General features: G+C 45.7%; 16 protein-coding genes. All 16 read right to left on the bottom strand.

The features are described 5' to 3' along the window. Positions 1-5: 5 nt before the first annotated feature. Positions 6-2,018, bottom strand: coding sequence for a distal tail protein Dit (locus tag ACKTSF_RS01710; protein WP_407886052.1), 2,013 nt, complete (start codon positions 2,016-2,018; stop codon positions 6-8). Further along, a complete protein-coding gene (locus ACKTSF_RS01705; protein WP_407886050.1) occupies positions 2,011-7,356 on the bottom strand; it encodes an aggregation-promoting factor C-terminal-like domain-containing protein in 5,346 nt (1,781 codons plus the stop codon). Before ACKTSF_RS01705 ends, ACKTSF_RS01710 begins: the two co-directional genes overlap by 8 nt. A 15-nt stretch (positions 7,357-7,371) precedes the next feature. Next, entirely contained in the window at positions 7,372-7,521 is a 150-nt protein-coding gene (locus tag ACKTSF_RS01700; RefSeq protein ID WP_407886048.1) for a hypothetical protein, read from the bottom strand. A 68-nt stretch (positions 7,522-7,589) separates the two neighbouring features. After that, positions 7,590-7,961, bottom strand: coding sequence for a phage tail tube assembly chaperone (locus ACKTSF_RS01695; protein WP_407886046.1), 372 nt, complete (start codon positions 7,959-7,961; stop codon positions 7,590-7,592). Positions 7,962-8,040: 79 nt separating this feature from the next. Beyond that, positions 8,041-8,679, bottom strand: coding sequence for a phage tail protein (locus ACKTSF_RS01690; protein WP_407886044.1), 639 nt, complete (start codon positions 8,677-8,679; stop codon positions 8,041-8,043). Next, positions 8,680-9,063 carry a DUF806 family protein gene (locus ACKTSF_RS01685; protein WP_407886042.1) on the bottom strand — a complete coding sequence of 128 codons (384 nt, stop codon included), beginning with the start codon at positions 9,061-9,063 and terminating at the stop codon, positions 8,680-8,682. Beyond that, positions 9,060-9,503 carry a phospholipase D-like domain-containing protein gene (locus tag ACKTSF_RS01680; RefSeq protein WP_407886040.1) on the bottom strand — a complete coding sequence of 148 codons (444 nt, stop codon included), beginning with the start codon at positions 9,501-9,503 and terminating at the stop codon, positions 9,060-9,062. Before ACKTSF_RS01680 ends, ACKTSF_RS01685 begins: the two co-directional genes overlap by 4 nt. Then, positions 9,496-9,846, bottom strand: a complete 351-nt coding sequence (locus tag ACKTSF_RS01675; RefSeq protein WP_407886038.1) for a phage head closure protein — start codon at positions 9,844-9,846, stop codon at positions 9,496-9,498. The genes ACKTSF_RS01680 and ACKTSF_RS01675 overlap by 8 nt, the downstream gene beginning before the upstream one ends. Continuing rightward, positions 9,830-10,153 carry a head-tail connector protein gene (locus ACKTSF_RS01670; RefSeq protein WP_407886036.1) on the bottom strand — a complete coding sequence of 108 codons (324 nt, stop codon included), beginning with the start codon at positions 10,151-10,153 and terminating at the stop codon, positions 9,830-9,832. Before ACKTSF_RS01670 ends, ACKTSF_RS01675 begins: the two co-directional genes overlap by 17 nt. A gap of 10 nt (positions 10,154-10,163) precedes the next feature. Then, on the bottom strand, positions 10,164-10,664 hold the full coding sequence (locus ACKTSF_RS01665) for a fibronectin type III domain-containing protein (protein WP_407886034.1): 501 nt from the start codon (positions 10,662-10,664) through the stop codon (positions 10,164-10,166). 9 nt (positions 10,665-10,673) lie between these two features. After that, positions 10,674-11,918: a phage major capsid protein gene (locus tag ACKTSF_RS01660; RefSeq protein ID WP_407886032.1), complete on the bottom strand. Its 1,245-nt coding sequence runs from the start codon at positions 11,916-11,918 to the stop codon at positions 10,674-10,676. A gap of 12 nt (positions 11,919-11,930) precedes the next feature. Then, on the bottom strand, positions 11,931-12,653 hold the full coding sequence (locus ACKTSF_RS01655; RefSeq protein WP_407886031.1) for a head maturation protease, ClpP-related: 723 nt from the start codon (positions 12,651-12,653) through the stop codon (positions 11,931-11,933). Further along, positions 12,631-13,827: a phage portal protein gene (locus tag ACKTSF_RS01650; RefSeq protein WP_407886029.1), complete on the bottom strand. Its 1,197-nt coding sequence runs from the start codon at positions 13,825-13,827 to the stop codon at positions 12,631-12,633. Before ACKTSF_RS01650 ends, ACKTSF_RS01655 begins: the two co-directional genes overlap by 23 nt. 2 nt (positions 13,828-13,829) lie before the next feature. Then, positions 13,830-14,036 (bottom strand): DUF1056 family protein, encoded by a 207-nt coding sequence (locus tag ACKTSF_RS01645; protein WP_260338589.1) that lies wholly within the window; start codon positions 14,034-14,036, stop codon positions 13,830-13,832. Next, positions 14,017-15,885: a terminase large subunit gene (locus tag ACKTSF_RS01640; RefSeq protein ID WP_407886026.1), complete on the bottom strand. Its 1,869-nt coding sequence runs from the start codon at positions 15,883-15,885 to the stop codon at positions 14,017-14,019. Before ACKTSF_RS01640 ends, ACKTSF_RS01645 begins: the two co-directional genes overlap by 20 nt. Before the next feature lie 43 nt (positions 15,886-15,928). Continuing rightward, entirely contained in the window at positions 15,929-16,438 is a 510-nt protein-coding gene (locus ACKTSF_RS01635) for a phage terminase small subunit P27 family (RefSeq protein ID WP_407886024.1), read from the bottom strand. Positions 16,439-16,601 lie beyond the last annotated feature (163 nt).

Genomic DNA, 16,601 nt, shown 5'->3' with positions numbered 1-16,601 from the left:
CCTTCCTATTTAATGGCCGGCTTGTAATCAATCGTGATATCAGCCTGTGCCGGGTCCGGGTAAAAGTGCAATGTCTGAGCCACACCACCCGTAATTCCAGGGAATGTGGACAGCCAGCTAGTGTATTTGTCCAAATTACGTCCATTGACCGTCACTTTTTCAGCGGCCGTATCAATAATGACCTCTTCGCCTGGATTAGCGATGATATGCGGAATATCGTCAGGATCGCTACTGCCATCACTGGCCCATTCCTTATAGTCCGTCAACGTCAGGAAGTCAGACTTGTAGGCAACCGTTGGTTTGGCCAAGTCTTCCGTGATATCATGTTTTGCGAAGTACACACCCACATTAGCAAGTGAGAAATTGAATTTGCTTGGTACCTGAATGTCTTGCTTGCTGTATCGAGTGTGGTCATCATTTGTAGCTGAGTACGGCTCACCACTGATTAAATTCCATTGAATAATTGAAGCGCGGTAATAGTCCTTGCTTCCGCCATTCTTATCCGTTTTGCGGTACCGTTCCAGCGTAAATTCACCCCAAAACTTTGAGTACGCATCAGTGTTGTTGTACGAATACTCTTTCTTGTAGGTTTCAATATACTTCTTAACTGCTTTGGATTTTGTCTTAGCTTTTGGCTTAGAGACTTTCTTGGTACTTTTACCACCAGATTTCTTCTTTACCACCTTTTTCTTAGTAGACTTTTTCTTCTTGGTTTTCTTAGAAGATTTCTTAGCAGCCGACTTAAATGCCTCTCGCTGAACAGTAGACATATACGAACGGCTTGCCTTCGTGTTTTTCTTTTTGCTCGAAGATGACTTGACCTCTTTCTTTTCAAAGGGGATCTTGACGAAGGTAGTGTCTAAATTTGTATGTTGGGATGGATTGCCTCGGTTGTAGAAGATCGTATGGTACGTGCTCGTATTATCTGACTTAAACGACGTTCCTAACTGAATGTAAGCCACCGGCATACGGCCATGATCGTAATCTTGAATTCCCATGCGTCCACGAATCTGGCCGTCGTTATCTAGCAAATAAGCTTCAACTTTACCCATCGCACGACTGTTATGAGCACCCGTCTGCTTTTCGTGATGCAGCCGAACTGACACCTTCCAGTATGGTGTGATGCGAGGTAATCCATTATGAAGCACGGCAGGGCCGTAGAAGTCCTTGTGCTTACCTCTAGTACCCCAGTTGTAGTGGCCTTTATTGTCTTTGGCTACCATGATTGAATTGCCGTGAGCTGTCGCTTTACCATCTAAATCACCACGATATGGCACGATTGACTGCGTACTATTTCCAGCCTGAAACCAGGTTGCCATGGTGTTACAAGGGTCATCCACTTGAAGCCGTTGGTGTGCTGACATCGACTCAGTTACACCCTCTGCATTGGTAATCGTATTCCCTTGATTGGTGTTATAACCAATTGCCACGTACTCAGCATTAGTTTCATACCCGATGTAATAAAGTGGCTCTTTGGGGATAATATGAATTATTGGCTTAACCGTCATGTTACCCTCAGGAACAATTGTTTGGTCGTTATTGGTGATTTGGATGCTCTTAGTCGTCATGAATCCACGTGGGTCCGCCAACATGAACGTCAGCGTAGTCTGACAATCCTGAACCCCATCGTTAATGAACGTCGGAGTGGGAATGGCCGTAAAGTGCCCGTAGTACATCACGTCTGGATCGTCATTGAACCGTAGTGGGTACTGCGTTTCAATGTCGTCCGTCGTGTTGATGAGTGCGTTCGTCAGATTCCTAAGCTTCCGGTTATACTCATCACGGTCTTCGGCCATGATGGTGATAGGAATATCAAATTGACGTTCGCCGTAATGAGTACCTAAATAGACGCCCCCGTAACGCGCAGGGACGTCTTGATAAGATTCCGTCATGTTCGGTGCTAGTGGCTTGCTAACGTGGTTTACGATAAGCTCCAGATCGTCCCATGAATTGAATCCGCCAGTGCCGTCCTCATCAAATGCGTAGTCAAATGTATCTGAATACTTAATTCTAGCCAAATGGAGTCCCCCTTCCTAAGTTTCGGTTTACCCTTGATTGCTTATTATGCTGGTTGATAACTTGTACTACGTCAGATGAACGAACAACGGCCGGAATTGGATTGTGCTGTCCAGATACCAATTCTCCTAATAACTTAATTACAGAATCAAGCTTGCTACTAAGCTTTTTAATTGCACTGTCATCGTGTGAGATTGCCTGACTTGATTCGTTGCCCATCCCATCACGCTTAGCCATCATTGCAGCAGTCTTGCCAAGCAACTCATAGCCACGTGACTTCTTAAGTTGAGACATCGGAATAATCATTTCAGGCATGTTGTGCTCACTGATATGGGCAAGCTTTTCCGTGACACTTAAGCCACCATTAGCGTACCAGTTATGACTATTACGGAATGCTAAGGCCTTGTCAGCAGTACCATATCGGCCACTAATGTATTTCTTCATGGCTCGTAGTTGAGCAACTGCGTTAGTCCGCCAGTTCTTGCCACCCTTTTCCAAGTTAGCAATCGTGGTTTGTGGTAATCCATGATACTGTCCGTTAGCGGCATTAAGCCGCCAGCCCGATTCCTGCGTGACAATCGTGTTAATTGCGTTCCACCAAGACTTAGGCATACCTGCTTGCTGCATCCAGTGTTTACGGCTACCGGTTGGAGCTGGTGCATCACCACTACCAGAGCTGCTGGTGGCCTCAGTTAGTGGCGCTAAGAACTTCTTGACCCAGCTTAAGACGCCGGAATGTTTAAGTTGCTTAGTTGCGAACTTACTTAATCCGCTAACTACTTTCTTAGCCGCTTTGTTTCCAAAACTGCCATGAAGTTTAGTAACATCAAGCCAGCCTTTAGTGGATGAACCGCCGTGGTCCCACAAGCCCTCAGTTGTTGCACCAATATGCACGTGAGTACCACTGGGTCCTAGTTTGGCAATAGCTTGTCCTTGCTTGACGTGATCTCCTTTGTGAACTAGTAGCGTTGCACCTTTAGGACTCTTACCATTAAGTTCCTGATAAATCAGACGAAGCTTGCCACCCTTAGTACCAATAACCTCACCAACACCATCGCTTCCAAGCCATCGACCAGCTCCGGCTTCCGTGACAATCGCGTCCTGTAATGCATGAACAACTTTTCCATTAGTGAAATCGACACCGTCATGACTAGACATACCACCGGCAGTCTTACCACGATAGCCAAAGCCAGAACTGATAGTCCACCCTGCACCAGGTGAATGACGCACGGGACCACCGCCACCAGATGAGTTAGCGGCACCATCAATCACATTCCATGCTGCTGACCACCACTTCTGACCCTGCTTCTTGACTTTTGAATTAGCTAAGTGAGCATAGCTCTTGGCAACTGTTCCTTTTAGTTTTCCGAAGTCAGGATTAAACACAGAGTTAAAGCTCTTCGTAGAATCTTTAGTGAATCCAGAGATAGCCTTGAGCTTGTCTTTCAACGAACCAAATGCTTTCTTGAAGAAGTTTCCAACTTTACCAGCAGTCTTAAAGAGACCGCTAAATAACCCGGTACCACCGGAAAAATGCATCAGCCCTAACTGACTCATGAGCTTAGTCTCAGACGCATTTAATACCTCAGCACCAGGCTCTAACATCTTCATGGTGTTAGTACCCTTAACCAATTCAGCAAGCCCATTAGGATGCAGTACAGCCTCTTGATTGCCAGTCTCTGGCGAGTCATGCCCGTCATTGAGTACTGATAAAGTTGGCTTAGTAATTGCCCGGCGCATATTGCTGAAAGCACCAGTTCCTGATGCAAAGTAAGCTGCTGAGATTGGCGACAAGGTGTTAGTACCACCGTACTGACTAAATACCTTGTTTTGCCCCTTGATTACGCTCTTATTTAGGCCGCCAATCAGTTTACCAGCCCAGTTACCAACCGTCTTCCAGATGCCATGCCAAGTAGTATCATAGTTGTCTTTCGACTTTTTGTTGTTCTTCTTGGTGTTCTCAAACTGAGCCGCTGACTGCTTAGTGACACCCTTGTTCTGCTTGTGAGCATAGTCAACTGTATCATCATACTGGTCTTTGGCTTTTTTAACCGTGTCCTTCTGTTGCTTGTATGCAGCCGCAATGGCGTTATCACGTTGTTTGCGGGCATGTTCTTCAATCTTCTTCCGCTGGTCTTTAGCATACTTGGTATTGCCCTTGTACTCAGATTTAGCAGCAGCAACGGTCTTCCAATATTTCTTATTAGCAGAGCTGATTGAAGAACTTGCCTGTTTGGAGGCGTTCTTGGTGACAGTCTTACGTTCCTTGTTGGAGTTAGCCACAGCCTGCTCTAACTGCTTCTTAGATAGCTTCTTCTTTGAAGATTCAAGCTTTTTAAGAATCGTGACCTGCTTGTTGGAGGCCAGCTTGATTTTACCAGTCAGAGTCGTATGAAGCCTGGCTTCCTTGCCAGTAACTTGTGTAGCAAATTTCAGTTCCTGCTTATTCAGAGACTTCTTCTTATCGGCTTCATCCTTAGTGACTTGCTTAGAATTCTTACCATACTTCTTCTGGTCAGTTAGAATCTTACGGTTCCACTTTTCAGTTAAGGCCTGGCGTGACTGTGCATAATACTTGGTGACAGCACTACGATCCTTTTCGTTCATGGATGAAATACGAGTCATTTTAGACTCGTTCTTTTGAATAATAGCTAGACGCTTTTCGTATTCGGATTTAGTAATGTCACCGTTCTTATACAGCAGTTTCAGGTTCTGCTTGTCACCCTTAATCATGTCCTTGTAGTGATTACGAGCAGTTTTGTTCAGCTTGTCATAAGCGGTATCGTCAGAGATCTTTGGCACATGAATCTTCTGGAAGGTTAAGCCCTTCTGAATAGCCTTGCCAAACTTACGGCCAATGCTTTCGCCAGTAAGTCCGCCAAGTCCAGCACCAATTGCTGTGCCGATACCAGGCATGATTGCAGTACCGATAGCAGCACCGGCGGCTGTACCGCCTAAAGACCCACTTGCCGCACCAACGTGTGACCCGACTGTCTTCTTGGTTGTACCCAGCAAATCAGTACCAGCATTGATTACATCAAATGCACCAACTGAGCCAGCCAGCATCTTACCAGCCTTGGTGACGTTCTTAAACTCACCTAAACCATGTAGCTTGGAGGTTAACCTACCTATTCCACGCTTGGAACCGTACTTTTCGACACGGGTAAGTTCCTTGGCTTCTTTACCAGTACCACCACCGGCAACATCTTCAAGTGCGCCCTCAGCACCAGCAGTCTTACTACTCCCAGTGCCACCACCAATGCCTGAATCAGAATTCTCAGCACGGGCACGACTATTCCGATTGAGGGCCGCAGTTTCTTCGTCAATTGCAGTTGTCTCTTTCTTGAGTCCGAATATCTCAGTAGCCTTGCCAAAGAGGTCTTGGAATCCTCGAACTGTCTTGAGACCTTGATTAAATGCTTTGAGACCTTTGCTTGCTAAAAACCATGTGGCTGCGAACTTAGCAAACGTATCAGCACTGCCACCAATCATCTTGATCAGCGGCTTCAACAGGAAATTAACTATCTTCAGGGACTCAATCAACGTCTTAAAGCCAATTCCACCTAAACTTTTAAGCGTAGTGAATAGGTCTTTAATCTCAGGTGCATTCCTGGCAATTGATTTAGATGCGTTAGTTACACCTTTAGCCAGACTATTCATTGCTCTATCCATAGCCTGTGGAGCTGACTTGATGCCGAACGCCTTAGCAAAGGCCTTAGTGATGACACCGATCCCAGAGTTAGCTGCCTTACCTACTTTGGTAAATTCCTTTTCAGTACGCGGGTCAGACACCCACTTAGACACGCCTTCGTAGATAGGATTCTTGGCATTGATGATTGGCTTTTCCATGTCGCCAAGTAAAGCAGGCACACGGGCCTTAATGGTCCGTTGCATACCATACATGGTCTTCATCATGTTATCGGCGGCCTGCTTGTACTTGACCAATCCTAAGTGCTCGAACGTCTTTTCAAACTCTTTGCTACTGATCAGCCCTGCCTTCGTCATGGTAGGTAAATCAGACACGTCAACGCTCTTCATCATCTCAGTGTGTTTCTTCTTGGTCTTCGGGTCAGTAACCGTCGTACCATACTGAGATTCACCCGTCTTGATTTCATGAGTTAGCTGTTTAGCCAAAGCCTCACGGAACATTGGGAAATATTGACTAGTCTGATTCAGCAGGCCTTGTTGGACAGTGCCTTTAGACAAGCCGTTAACCATATCTTGCCGGACAGCTAACGACTGTTGTTTGTTGATACCAACGGCATCAGCCAAGTTCAGTGTTGACCGGGTCATCTTATCTGATTCGTGTTTGTTTGAATGCAGATGGTAGAAACCTTGTTGCAACTCATCAACTAAATCAGTATCCTGCCCAGTAGCTACAGAGTACTTATTGATCGTCTTGACCATGTCTTTAGCTTTGGCGATTGAGCCAGTCAACGTCTGCCAGGTGGCACCCATCTTCTGCTGGCTCATATCGAACGCGGCACCAGCTTTAATTGCGCCGCCAATGGCCGCTGTGACGTTCTGCCAAGCACTGACTAAGCCGTTGCCCAAGAAGTTAGCCGCAAACATTTTGCCAAACAGATGGTCAGCCTTATCAGCTCTCTTTGTAGCCTTGTCAGTGGCCGCAATCATGCGGTTAATCCCAGTTGGGTGTAACTTATCGTCCTCAGCACGAACCTCGCTTAAATCGGTCCGTAGGTGTGCTAACTTGCTTCCCAGTTCGTTGACTCGGATAGATTGCTTGCGATACTCATCGGAACCCTTGCCACTAGCCTCAGCTACTTCATTCAAGTGCCGCTTTTCGATGGTCAGTTCCTTGTTAATGTCATCGTAGGAATCACGTAGGCCCTTGTGCTTGGCCGATAATGCGGCATCAGTACGTCCTTCGGCCTGTAGTCGTTCTACGTAAGCTTTGTTGGCCTCAGCGGCAAGCTTGACTGACCGTTGGACGTCCAGAACCCCAGAACGAAAAAGGTCAGCTGACTTCTTAGCACGTTCTTGCTGTGCTGATAAGTTGCTGATCTCCGTTTTTGCTCTGTTAATTTGATTCTCGTACCGAACGTAGGCTGACCGACCTTTTTCAGTCTGCAGGTCTAAGCCTTTTTGCTGTTCACGAAGTTTGGATACAACTGCCTTCTGGCCTTCAATGGCTTTGTCAGCGTCCTTAACCTTGTGAGTGTACGCCTGCATGATACCTTCACCAGAACGAATCTCGGTAAAATTAGATTTCATGGCTGCTTTAAGTAGCTTGGCTTCATTCCGTAATTCTTTCAGAGAACGTGTCATGCCACCATCATCTAAGTCAATTCCAAATTTATAGCCTTGAATTTCTTCCATTATTCTCCTCCTTCCTTACATTTTATCTGGTGCCAATCCGATACGCTTAAGCATCTCCATTGGGTCCTCAGGGCGTTCCTTTGGACTTCTAGCTTGAAGAATTTGTTGCATTCTGTAGTAGTCCGTATTGTCGAAATCAGCCGGAGCCATACCTTTTTCAACCAACAGTGTTTGAGCATAGTAATCGAAATTTTCAATCTGGTCTTCCAGGCTTTTGATTCGTTTACGGAGTCTTATTTTGGGTTAGGTTCGTCCTCTCCGTCAGTATCTGGAACATCTTCGTCAACGTGCATTAATGCAAATTGCAAACGTCCCGAAAGATCACCCAATTCTTCTTGTGTTAAGTCCTCCAACGAGTCCTTTTGCTTCTTATTCAAGGATAAAGTAGTGGCTAAGAAGTCCTCTGTTTCATCAATAAGCTTGATTGTTCCATCAACATAAGTCTGCATTTCTTCGGTAGTCTCTGGATCGTCTTTCATGCTGAATGACTTCGATTGAGTTAATTGAAGCACTAAAACTTTCCGAATAATCTTATTTGTTGGCTTGATTTTCTTAACGCGATTAACGCCGATTTCTGGTGCTTTGAATTCTATATAATCTGCCATGACTTAACATTCCTTTCTATGCTAAAAAGCCGCCCCATCAGGTATTGTGAATTTAATAGGCGACAAAGTTCTATTCTCTTTAGACAGACGGCGTGCCAGAGGCTACGACGCCAAACAGTTCTTGATCAATGACACTCTGCTCAAATCCGGTATCACCATCGTAGTAAATCCGACCAACTTTGTTATCGTCATTAGCAAATGGCGTGAAAGTGAGGGCATCGTTAACACGGGTTTCATTTTCATTGTTGGTAGCCAGCGCAATGTCACCAGCCGTCATGTACCCATCGTAAAATCCGAAGTGGACCCCACCACCTGCAACTGTGTTTGAAATAAGTTCCATTGCCAAATCTACTGGGTGGCCTTCCAAATCGAATCCGCCCTTACCATCACCTTCACGGCCTAATACTGCTGCCAGTACCAAGTGATTCAGGAAGTTAGCAGTGAACGCAACGCTTGGCTGTGCCTTACCTACAGAAATATCGGCAACAGAGTTATTCCCCCAAACCCGTGTTACAGATGGTGCCAGCCCACTGAGGTTAGCCGTTGCAACACCACCATCAATCTTGGTAGACACAGTGTAGATTCCGTTAGCGTCTGCACCAGGAATTCCTTCATCCCCAGTCCGTGCCTTGCCAGTAGTAGCATCGATCAATGCCAGGCGGGCACTGTCAACACCAATGTAGCCACCATCTTTTGCTTTTAATACAGGATCTGCCATTTAAATCTCTCCTTTGCTATGATTAAACTTCATCGTGACCATAGTTTGCTGGTCATCCGGGCTCATAAAGTGACCGGTGTCACTAAAGCAGTAATATCCGGCTATTCTCATGAGTCTCTTTAAATTGTTTTCCAAGCTATCCATGCTTAGTGAATAATCCTTTGGATAGTAAATCTGAATCTGCGGCTTCTGAGCCAGATTAGTTGGATTGTTATTTCCGTATCCAGACTCGTCATTAGCAATTTCTGTAATTAAAAAGACAGGCTTGTCGTCTGTCTTGTCAGTCGGCGGAATCGTGTAGGTGTGAATATTCACAGCGGCGACCCCATCTAATTTTTCGATTTGCTCAACGAGTACGCTGCGAACGTCAGCAGCTAATGTCATTTACCCACCTTCTTATCCATTGATTGCTTGAGAGAGCCATAGACAGCTTTAGCAACCTGGCTTTTAGCCTCTCGCTGAGACTGTTCCCAGAAGTGCTTGCCAGTTACCTGGTCATAGTTTGACTTCTTGCTTCGACCGTAAGGTGCTTTAGGCTGCCAACCATCATTGAGAATTCGGCCAATATAGCCTTTCATGCCTTTCTTGGTAAATCCGACCACTATTGATCCATTTGCGTTCTCGACAGTAATTAATGAATCTCGCAAGTGGACAGGCTCACCTTTGCGCAAGGCATACCGATATGGGACCTTTGGCTTCATAACCTTCTCAAACTGCTTAGCGCCAGCCTCGTTAGCTTTGAATCGTTCATCGCGTCCAAAACCATCGGCTAGGTTATCCAGCAGTCTATCAAATCTGGCCTCATTCTCAATTCGATTAGCCATGCTTAGTCACCTTCTGGCAGGTAATCAGGTCAAAGCCATTCGTCTGTGAGCCATCATCAGCCGCGACGTTGACAACCTGGTAGACCTGGTCACCACGTTTAACCAGCATTGACTCCTTCACCGCCTCGTTATGGCGAATAAAAAAGACAGCCGCGTTAGTGATTCCTGCACCTGCCATCGTCAATTGCTGACCGATATTAAGTGACCACTGGCCAGCCCAACAGCTAAATTGCTTGCCAAACACTGATGTTGACTCACCGGTGTTGGGATTGCTTGGACCATCTACCCATGTACCGAAGTCTAGCCGAAAAGTCATGCGAGCTGGATTAATTGCTTTCGCCATTTTGTGCCTCCTCTTGCTTAGCGTATAGCCCCCGTAGCTGTCCGATAATGGAGTTTACAGGGAGATTAACACTAATCGTAGTTGTTGACACCAACGAGCTACGAACGTTGTAGTAAGAACTTGCTAGTGCCATTACTGCCACATCGTACAGGTCAGTCACTGATGGGCCAGTATAGAACTCAGCAACGTCAGTGCCAATTGCATTCTGGATATAGCTTTGCGCGGCTTTAAGATAGCCATTCAGCATGTCATCATCAGCCGTACTGTCAATCCGCAATGAATTTTTCAAACGATCTAAAGTGACCATCAGACACCTCCTACTCGCTTTCTACGCCAGAATTATCAGTAGATGTTGCTGGTGCATTGGGGTCAACCGGTGTAATCGTCACATCAGCTGACCGGTCCGACTCGCCAGCATTGTTAACTGACGCTGCTTCAAACGTGTACTGCACACCATTCGCCAAGTCATTCACAGTGCCTGTTAACTGGTCGCCTAATTCAATTGCAACCATATCTGTATCAGTAGCACTGGCGTAGTACATACGGTAGCTGGTAACCGCTGACCCAGCATCGTCCCCCGGCGTGATTGTATAGCTAACTTGCCCGTTACCAGCTGTCACGGCCAGTGTTGGCGCGTTAGCAGGCTCATCAGCAGTCACAATGTCATCAACTGAGTGCATCTCGGTAGTCCCGGTTGGAGCTACCTTGTAACCTGTGTACGTCGTGTTTGGAGTCAAGTCAGGAATTATGATAGGACTAGCGACGTTGGTCAGTACGGCCTTGCCATTTGAATCATACACATCAAATCGTTTAGCCAATTAGATCACCTACTTAGTAGCCGTGTCAGCAGTTGCAGAAGATGCAATCATTGCTGGCTGGTTAGCGATAGCTGTAAATGAACCTGCTACAAACGCATCAGCGTCAGTAGATTCCACATCAAACCGATCAATGACACGAATCTTAGTTTGGTCAGTCTCAAATGCACCGCCACCAATGTTGGTCGTCAGTAATGACATGTTTTCCCGGTCAAACAGTGTCACAGCCTGCTTCAAGTCACCGAAATAAAGTGGATAAGCTGGGGTAGCAGTCGTACCACCGTTTGGTAAATACTTATCAGCGATTTCTACAACTCGCTTTCCTTTAATAACATAACGGTCTGGTTGCGTTGGGTCTGGCTGTAATAAATACTTGCCAGTAGCATCCGTAACTTGTGACAGTAAGTCCAGACCAGAAGTGTTCGTCATTAAGAAAGAAGTCTTCTTGATAGCTGGATCAACAGCCGTATTAATCATATGGATAATATCGTTAAATTTCGCAATCGTTGGTTTCTTAGGCGCAGCATTCATAGCATCTACAATCTTCAAATTGCGCGTTACAACTACCTTTTTTGCAATCCAATCAGAAAGCCATGCCAAAATATTTTCAGCTGTGTCCTTAAGCAAGGTGTTAGTTACAGTTGAAATGCCAGCATAACGATGGATTAACCACTTAATCAAGGTCAACTTAGGATCATCGTTATCGTCAATCTTTGCCGTTTCGTCATCAAGGTCTTTCAATGGAGTCACATCAGTAAACTTCTCGTAGACCATTGACCCACTTGGGACAGAAGTTGGAACAACCTTTACATACTGTTGTAAAGAATCAAACTGACGAACTAACTTGTTGATAGCCGTTTGGATATCTTCTGGAATGGTCAGCCCAATGGCATTGCCAGATTCATCCTTAGAAGACGTAACCTGGTTCATAATGGTTGGATCACCCATCATCATCGCCTTAAAGTCTTGTACAAACTTATCCTTAGCAGAAATCTCACCCTTGGTCAAAGGCTTCTTGCCACTGTCTCCCATGTTGAGCACGGCTTGAGCGCGGCGTTCTTCATCCAATTGGTCATGAAGTGCATCACGCCGTACAACCGCACTATCACGTTCTGCCTTCATATTCTTAAACTTGTCTGCATCGAAATTATCGTCCAGCACTGCGACGTTTAATTTATCATTCAAGTCTGACACATGTTGCCCTTGAGCAATCCAAGCATCATTTAACTTATTAATATTCGTATTCCCTACAGCCATAATTGGCCTCCTTTAATTTTTGCCCATTAAAATAGCCAGCTTACGTGATTTCAAAGAATCCGTAGGCTGACTATTTTCATTTTCGTGTGGCTTGGTTTGTGGATTAACTCCACTCGCCTTACTAATCAGGTTCAACAGCTTGTTAACCGCAGACTTAGGCAGCATTGGTGAACTGCTATTAACTACTTGTGGCACGTCGTCGTTGACGAACATGATTTCGTCGGCGAATCCCTTGTCAACGGCATCTTGTGCTCCCATCCAGGTCTCATTACTCATAAGATTTAAGACATCAGATTGAGCCATCCCTGTTTTGGCTTCATAAGCCGCCGCAATGGAGCTGTCAATCTTGTCTAGTACCCCCGATTCGTGAGCCAAGTCATCAGAGTTACCCTGTGTACCTGACCAAGCTTTGTGGATCATAATCTGGGCTGTAGGCGCAATGCTGACCTTGTCACCAGCCATTGCAATTACACTAGCAGCGCTTGCCGCCAGCCCCTGAATATTTACGTTCACAGTACCCTTGTAGGATTTCAGCATCGAATAAATCTCGCTAGCGGCGAACACGTCACCACCATTAGATGCTACATTAACGGTCACATCATCATCGGTTCCATCGTTAAGAACCTCATCCACAGCAGATGGTGAGATTACCTTCATTCCGAAAAATTCATAGAATCCAGCGGTATCGTTGTCGTAAATGGCACCCTTGATGTTAATTGTCTTCGTTATCTTCACCCCCTTTCGTTGAGTTTGAATCAGTATCGTTGAGATTAGCCTGCGACTGTTGAGCTTCTGGCATATCTTCTGGGAAGTAGCCTGACTGCTGTAGTACCCACGTAGCCTGGTTGTTTGCTAGTGTACCGTCCTTAGCCAGTCCTGATAGTGTGGTGGCAAAGGCGTCACCAAGCGGGTCAATTGCTGGCCGAATGTTGGCCGTAATATGAGCATTCAGCTTGTTGTCCAGCTCGCTCACGATTGACTGCATGTAGCGGTTAAGAGCATTGGCGTACATCCCCTTAATTTGGACAATGCTACTTTGCTGGTCACCCTGACCGTTCAAATAGCTGTCTGGGATTCCAAATACCTTGGCAATCTGGCGGCTAGTCCAATCAGTCTGACTAAGCAGCTGAGCCACATTGGCCTTCATCTCTAAAGGCTTGTACTCTTCTAGTTGGTCAAGAACTACCGGACCACTATCGGAGGCACTGACCTGACGCATAAATTGGCGACTACGTGCAGCCTTTTGCTTACCATCAAGCAATCCACCGTGTTGAATCGAAAGCACACCAGGGGAGCTGATAGACCGCTTCAAAGCTGACAGTGTCAAGCTATTAGACGTGTCTTTGATGTTGAGTTCATCAGATAATGCGGCCAGTGGGCTAACACCTGTCATACCTCCGTTCTGGCTGAGCAACCGCAAGTGGATCATGTCACCTTGTGGCACGTATTGAAGCACTCCCAGATCAGGCTCATCAAACGTGACCGTATAGGTAAGCCCTGTGCCATCATCTAACAGATACGTGGTGACCTGGCTAGGCCGTAAGTATTCCCATCGCTGGTCAATCCCATTTCGATTACGCCAGCGGTAAGCAAATGCTTCGCCGCCTAGTAGCAACTGAGCATACATGCTCTGCCAAAACGCGTGACGATTACTGGTCGAACTTGGATGGTCTAGCATCCCCTGAGTACGCGGCATACTTGACTTCAAAACTACGGTTGACAGGTCACTAGACAGCTGATTTACTGCCGAATAAATGTCTGAATTCTGTAATGCCGTCTCTGCACTGATATACTTTCCAGCCTTCCCCGGATTCATGAAATTAATAATGTCCGGGTCGGAAAGGCCAATTGATTGTTTGCCAACTGTCAGCGAGTTCTTAACTCTAGTTGGTGGTTCAAAGAATGGCATCGTTAATCACCCCCTTTCTGGTTATTGGCGGCGATTACCTCGGACAGCCAGCCAATAACTGCTGCTGTCAATGCTAGAGCGAACACCCCCCATGCTTTACCCATCAAAAAAGCTCCATAATCGCCTAAACCTAGGGCAATTACGAAGCAAATCACGTCAAAGTAGTTCCAAAATCCTGATAAAATCCGTTTAAATATCGTTGTCGTCACCTCCTAGTAGTCCTGATTTAGGGTCATTGAACCAATTGAGTACCTGCTCATCAGTCATGCGATCTACTTGCTTATCAGGATTATTTACATCAGAAAAGTCTTCAAAGTCATACATTCCTTGGAATCCAGCATCAATCAGGGCATCGACCACGTCAATTTTCAGAGTTGCTTGTGCCTTATCAACCTGGATACCAATGCTGTCTTGCTTTGTCTCAGCGTTCAATAGCGCTTTTTCCATAATCTTGTCGTCCAAGCGAGTGAATGACCCTTCAACGAAACCAGTTTGTAGCCACTTCGTTGGGTCTTTAAGCTCACTAGTTCGCTGCCGAATGGCTTCAAGCGGCCACCCTGAATTGAGCTCCAGTTGCTTAATCATTGTGGTAGCATTCCAGGCGTCATATCCAAAGAAAACAACTTGCAAATTATGTCGGTCAACGTATGCTCTCAACCACTGGTAAACCTGGTCCATGTTAATCAATCCTTGTGGATGGCTAGTAATCGTACAGAATCCCCTCTTGACCAGTTCGCGGTAGGCAATGCCGTCCTGCTTCTCTTTGGCCTCAATTGAGCCCGCCTTTTCCCAAGGAATGAAGGAATGCTGATACAAGTGCCACTTATGCTTACCGCCCTTATCTGTATATGGGAAGATAAAGCCAAGCGCCGTATTATCACTAAACATCGAATAATCAAAACCCAGATAGGCTCGCCGTCCGTCAGCATTAAAGCTTGAGATAATTGGCCTATTGACATCGGCTAGCTTGAGGTAACTATTAGCTGACTGCTGTAGCCACATATTCAGATTCTTATTCTGGAAGTCTCCCAGTGTTCCTGAAAGAGCATCAGAGTCTCGCTTATCAAGTAGTCCATCCATGAGAACTTTATGTTGGCTATCCAAGTCAAGAAGTGGATTACTCTTAACCCACTTTTCAGGCTTGTAAGTCTCATCTAAGCTATCCTGACACCAGATAAGTCCTAAGAACGTATCAGCTTCGCGCAAATAGTCCTGCTCCATAGCTTGCTGAATCATCTTTTCATCTTCGTGGAATGGAACGGTTGGATCAGGATAAGCCGTTGAAATCTCAACGAATTGCTTGTTTGCGACCTTAACTTGTCCAGAAATAATCTTAGAAATTTTCTGACGTATCTTAACTTCACCAATTTCATCAAACACAGCAGTTGTGAAATGGAAGCTATCATACTGTCCAGCTTCATGGCTAATGGCCCGTAATTTGTTATTAGTCTTACTCATAGCAACTGTGTCAGCCTGTGACGCGAGTGTCCGATTATCCAGTCCATTCTCTTTCATGAATGACTTAAAAGGTTCGATGGTAGCAATCTGAGCCAGCATTGACTTGATATACCCAAGGATTTTACTGGTCTGCTTAAAGTTGATGGAACTGACTAAATAATCTTGATTAGACAAACCAATCGATTCGACTAAGAAGCTGTACGCAACAATGATTGCCATTAAGTACGTCTTGCCTTGTCCACGGGCAACGGAAACAATAGCGCGAGTGAACCGTTTGCCACTTTCCTCGTTCCTCCAACCCATTAATTGGGTCATGATGAATTCTTCCCACGGCATAAGTTTAGTGGGCTCGCCGTCATCAACATTTGGACAAATAGCAGCAAACTTTAGTATTTGATTAGCTTTCTTAAAGGAGTAGTGGAATGGAAAATCTGGGCTACCCTGCCGTTGTAGATCCCGCAAGTGGCGAAAAGCCGCCAGTTGAATCAAGTACCCGGCTGTAACTTTCTGGTCCAGTACATCGAATGCATATTGTGTACCCGCGTCCGTGTACTGAGTTCGGATGGCCGACCAGTCAATTGACCGATAAGCTCCCAGCACGTCATGAGTCTGTGTTAAATCAATCTTCGTGGTCAGTCACCTCCTATCCTAGAAATTCCTTCATTTGTTCAGCAGCGCTCTTACCATTTTTTGAGTTATCAGGAACAACTATCTTTAACAATTCGCTCCGTGATTTAGGCGATAGTCCTAGTTCAGAACCAATCTTCGTCAGGTTACGTACTGCCGAATCATAAATTTGTGTCATTGGGTTACGCTTATATCCTACAAAGTCGTGAGCTATCACCTTTCCAGCCGCATTTTGAATGCTTTTGTAAATTGGCTGAACTTCACCATTCTCTAGAATATGGTCGTAGGCATTTCTGTAAATCTCATACTGTGTGGCGTACATTTCGACCAACGCAAAGTCAATTCGCTTAACCGAAGATTCTTGCTCTAAAAAGGGCACTACTTTCCGCCACACGGCTTTTGCCTGTGTGCCTAGGTACTTAGGAGGTGTGCTTGCTAAACGGCCTCCATTGGCGTCTTTAAACTGCTTTTTGACCACTTGCACACCTCCCTTCTGGTTTGCCTCAGCCCCCTTACCCGAAAGCATTCAAAAACAGCTTGCGTCACAAAGTGATGGTAGTGTGTGCGCTCTTCTGTGGCCTGCTAGGGGGGCGGGGGTTGAATTTATATTGTCATCGCGTGTAATTAGTCGGGTCACTGCTAAAAGCTCTCACGATTGCTTATATAGCCTCTCAGTCCATACAGTATTT

Source organism: Levilactobacillus muriae, from assembly GCF_045862015.1.
GTDB classification, from domain to species: Bacteria; Bacillota; Bacilli; order Lactobacillales; family Lactobacillaceae; genus Levilactobacillus; species Levilactobacillus muriae.
This window is presented reverse-complemented; position numbering and strand designations above follow the sequence as displayed.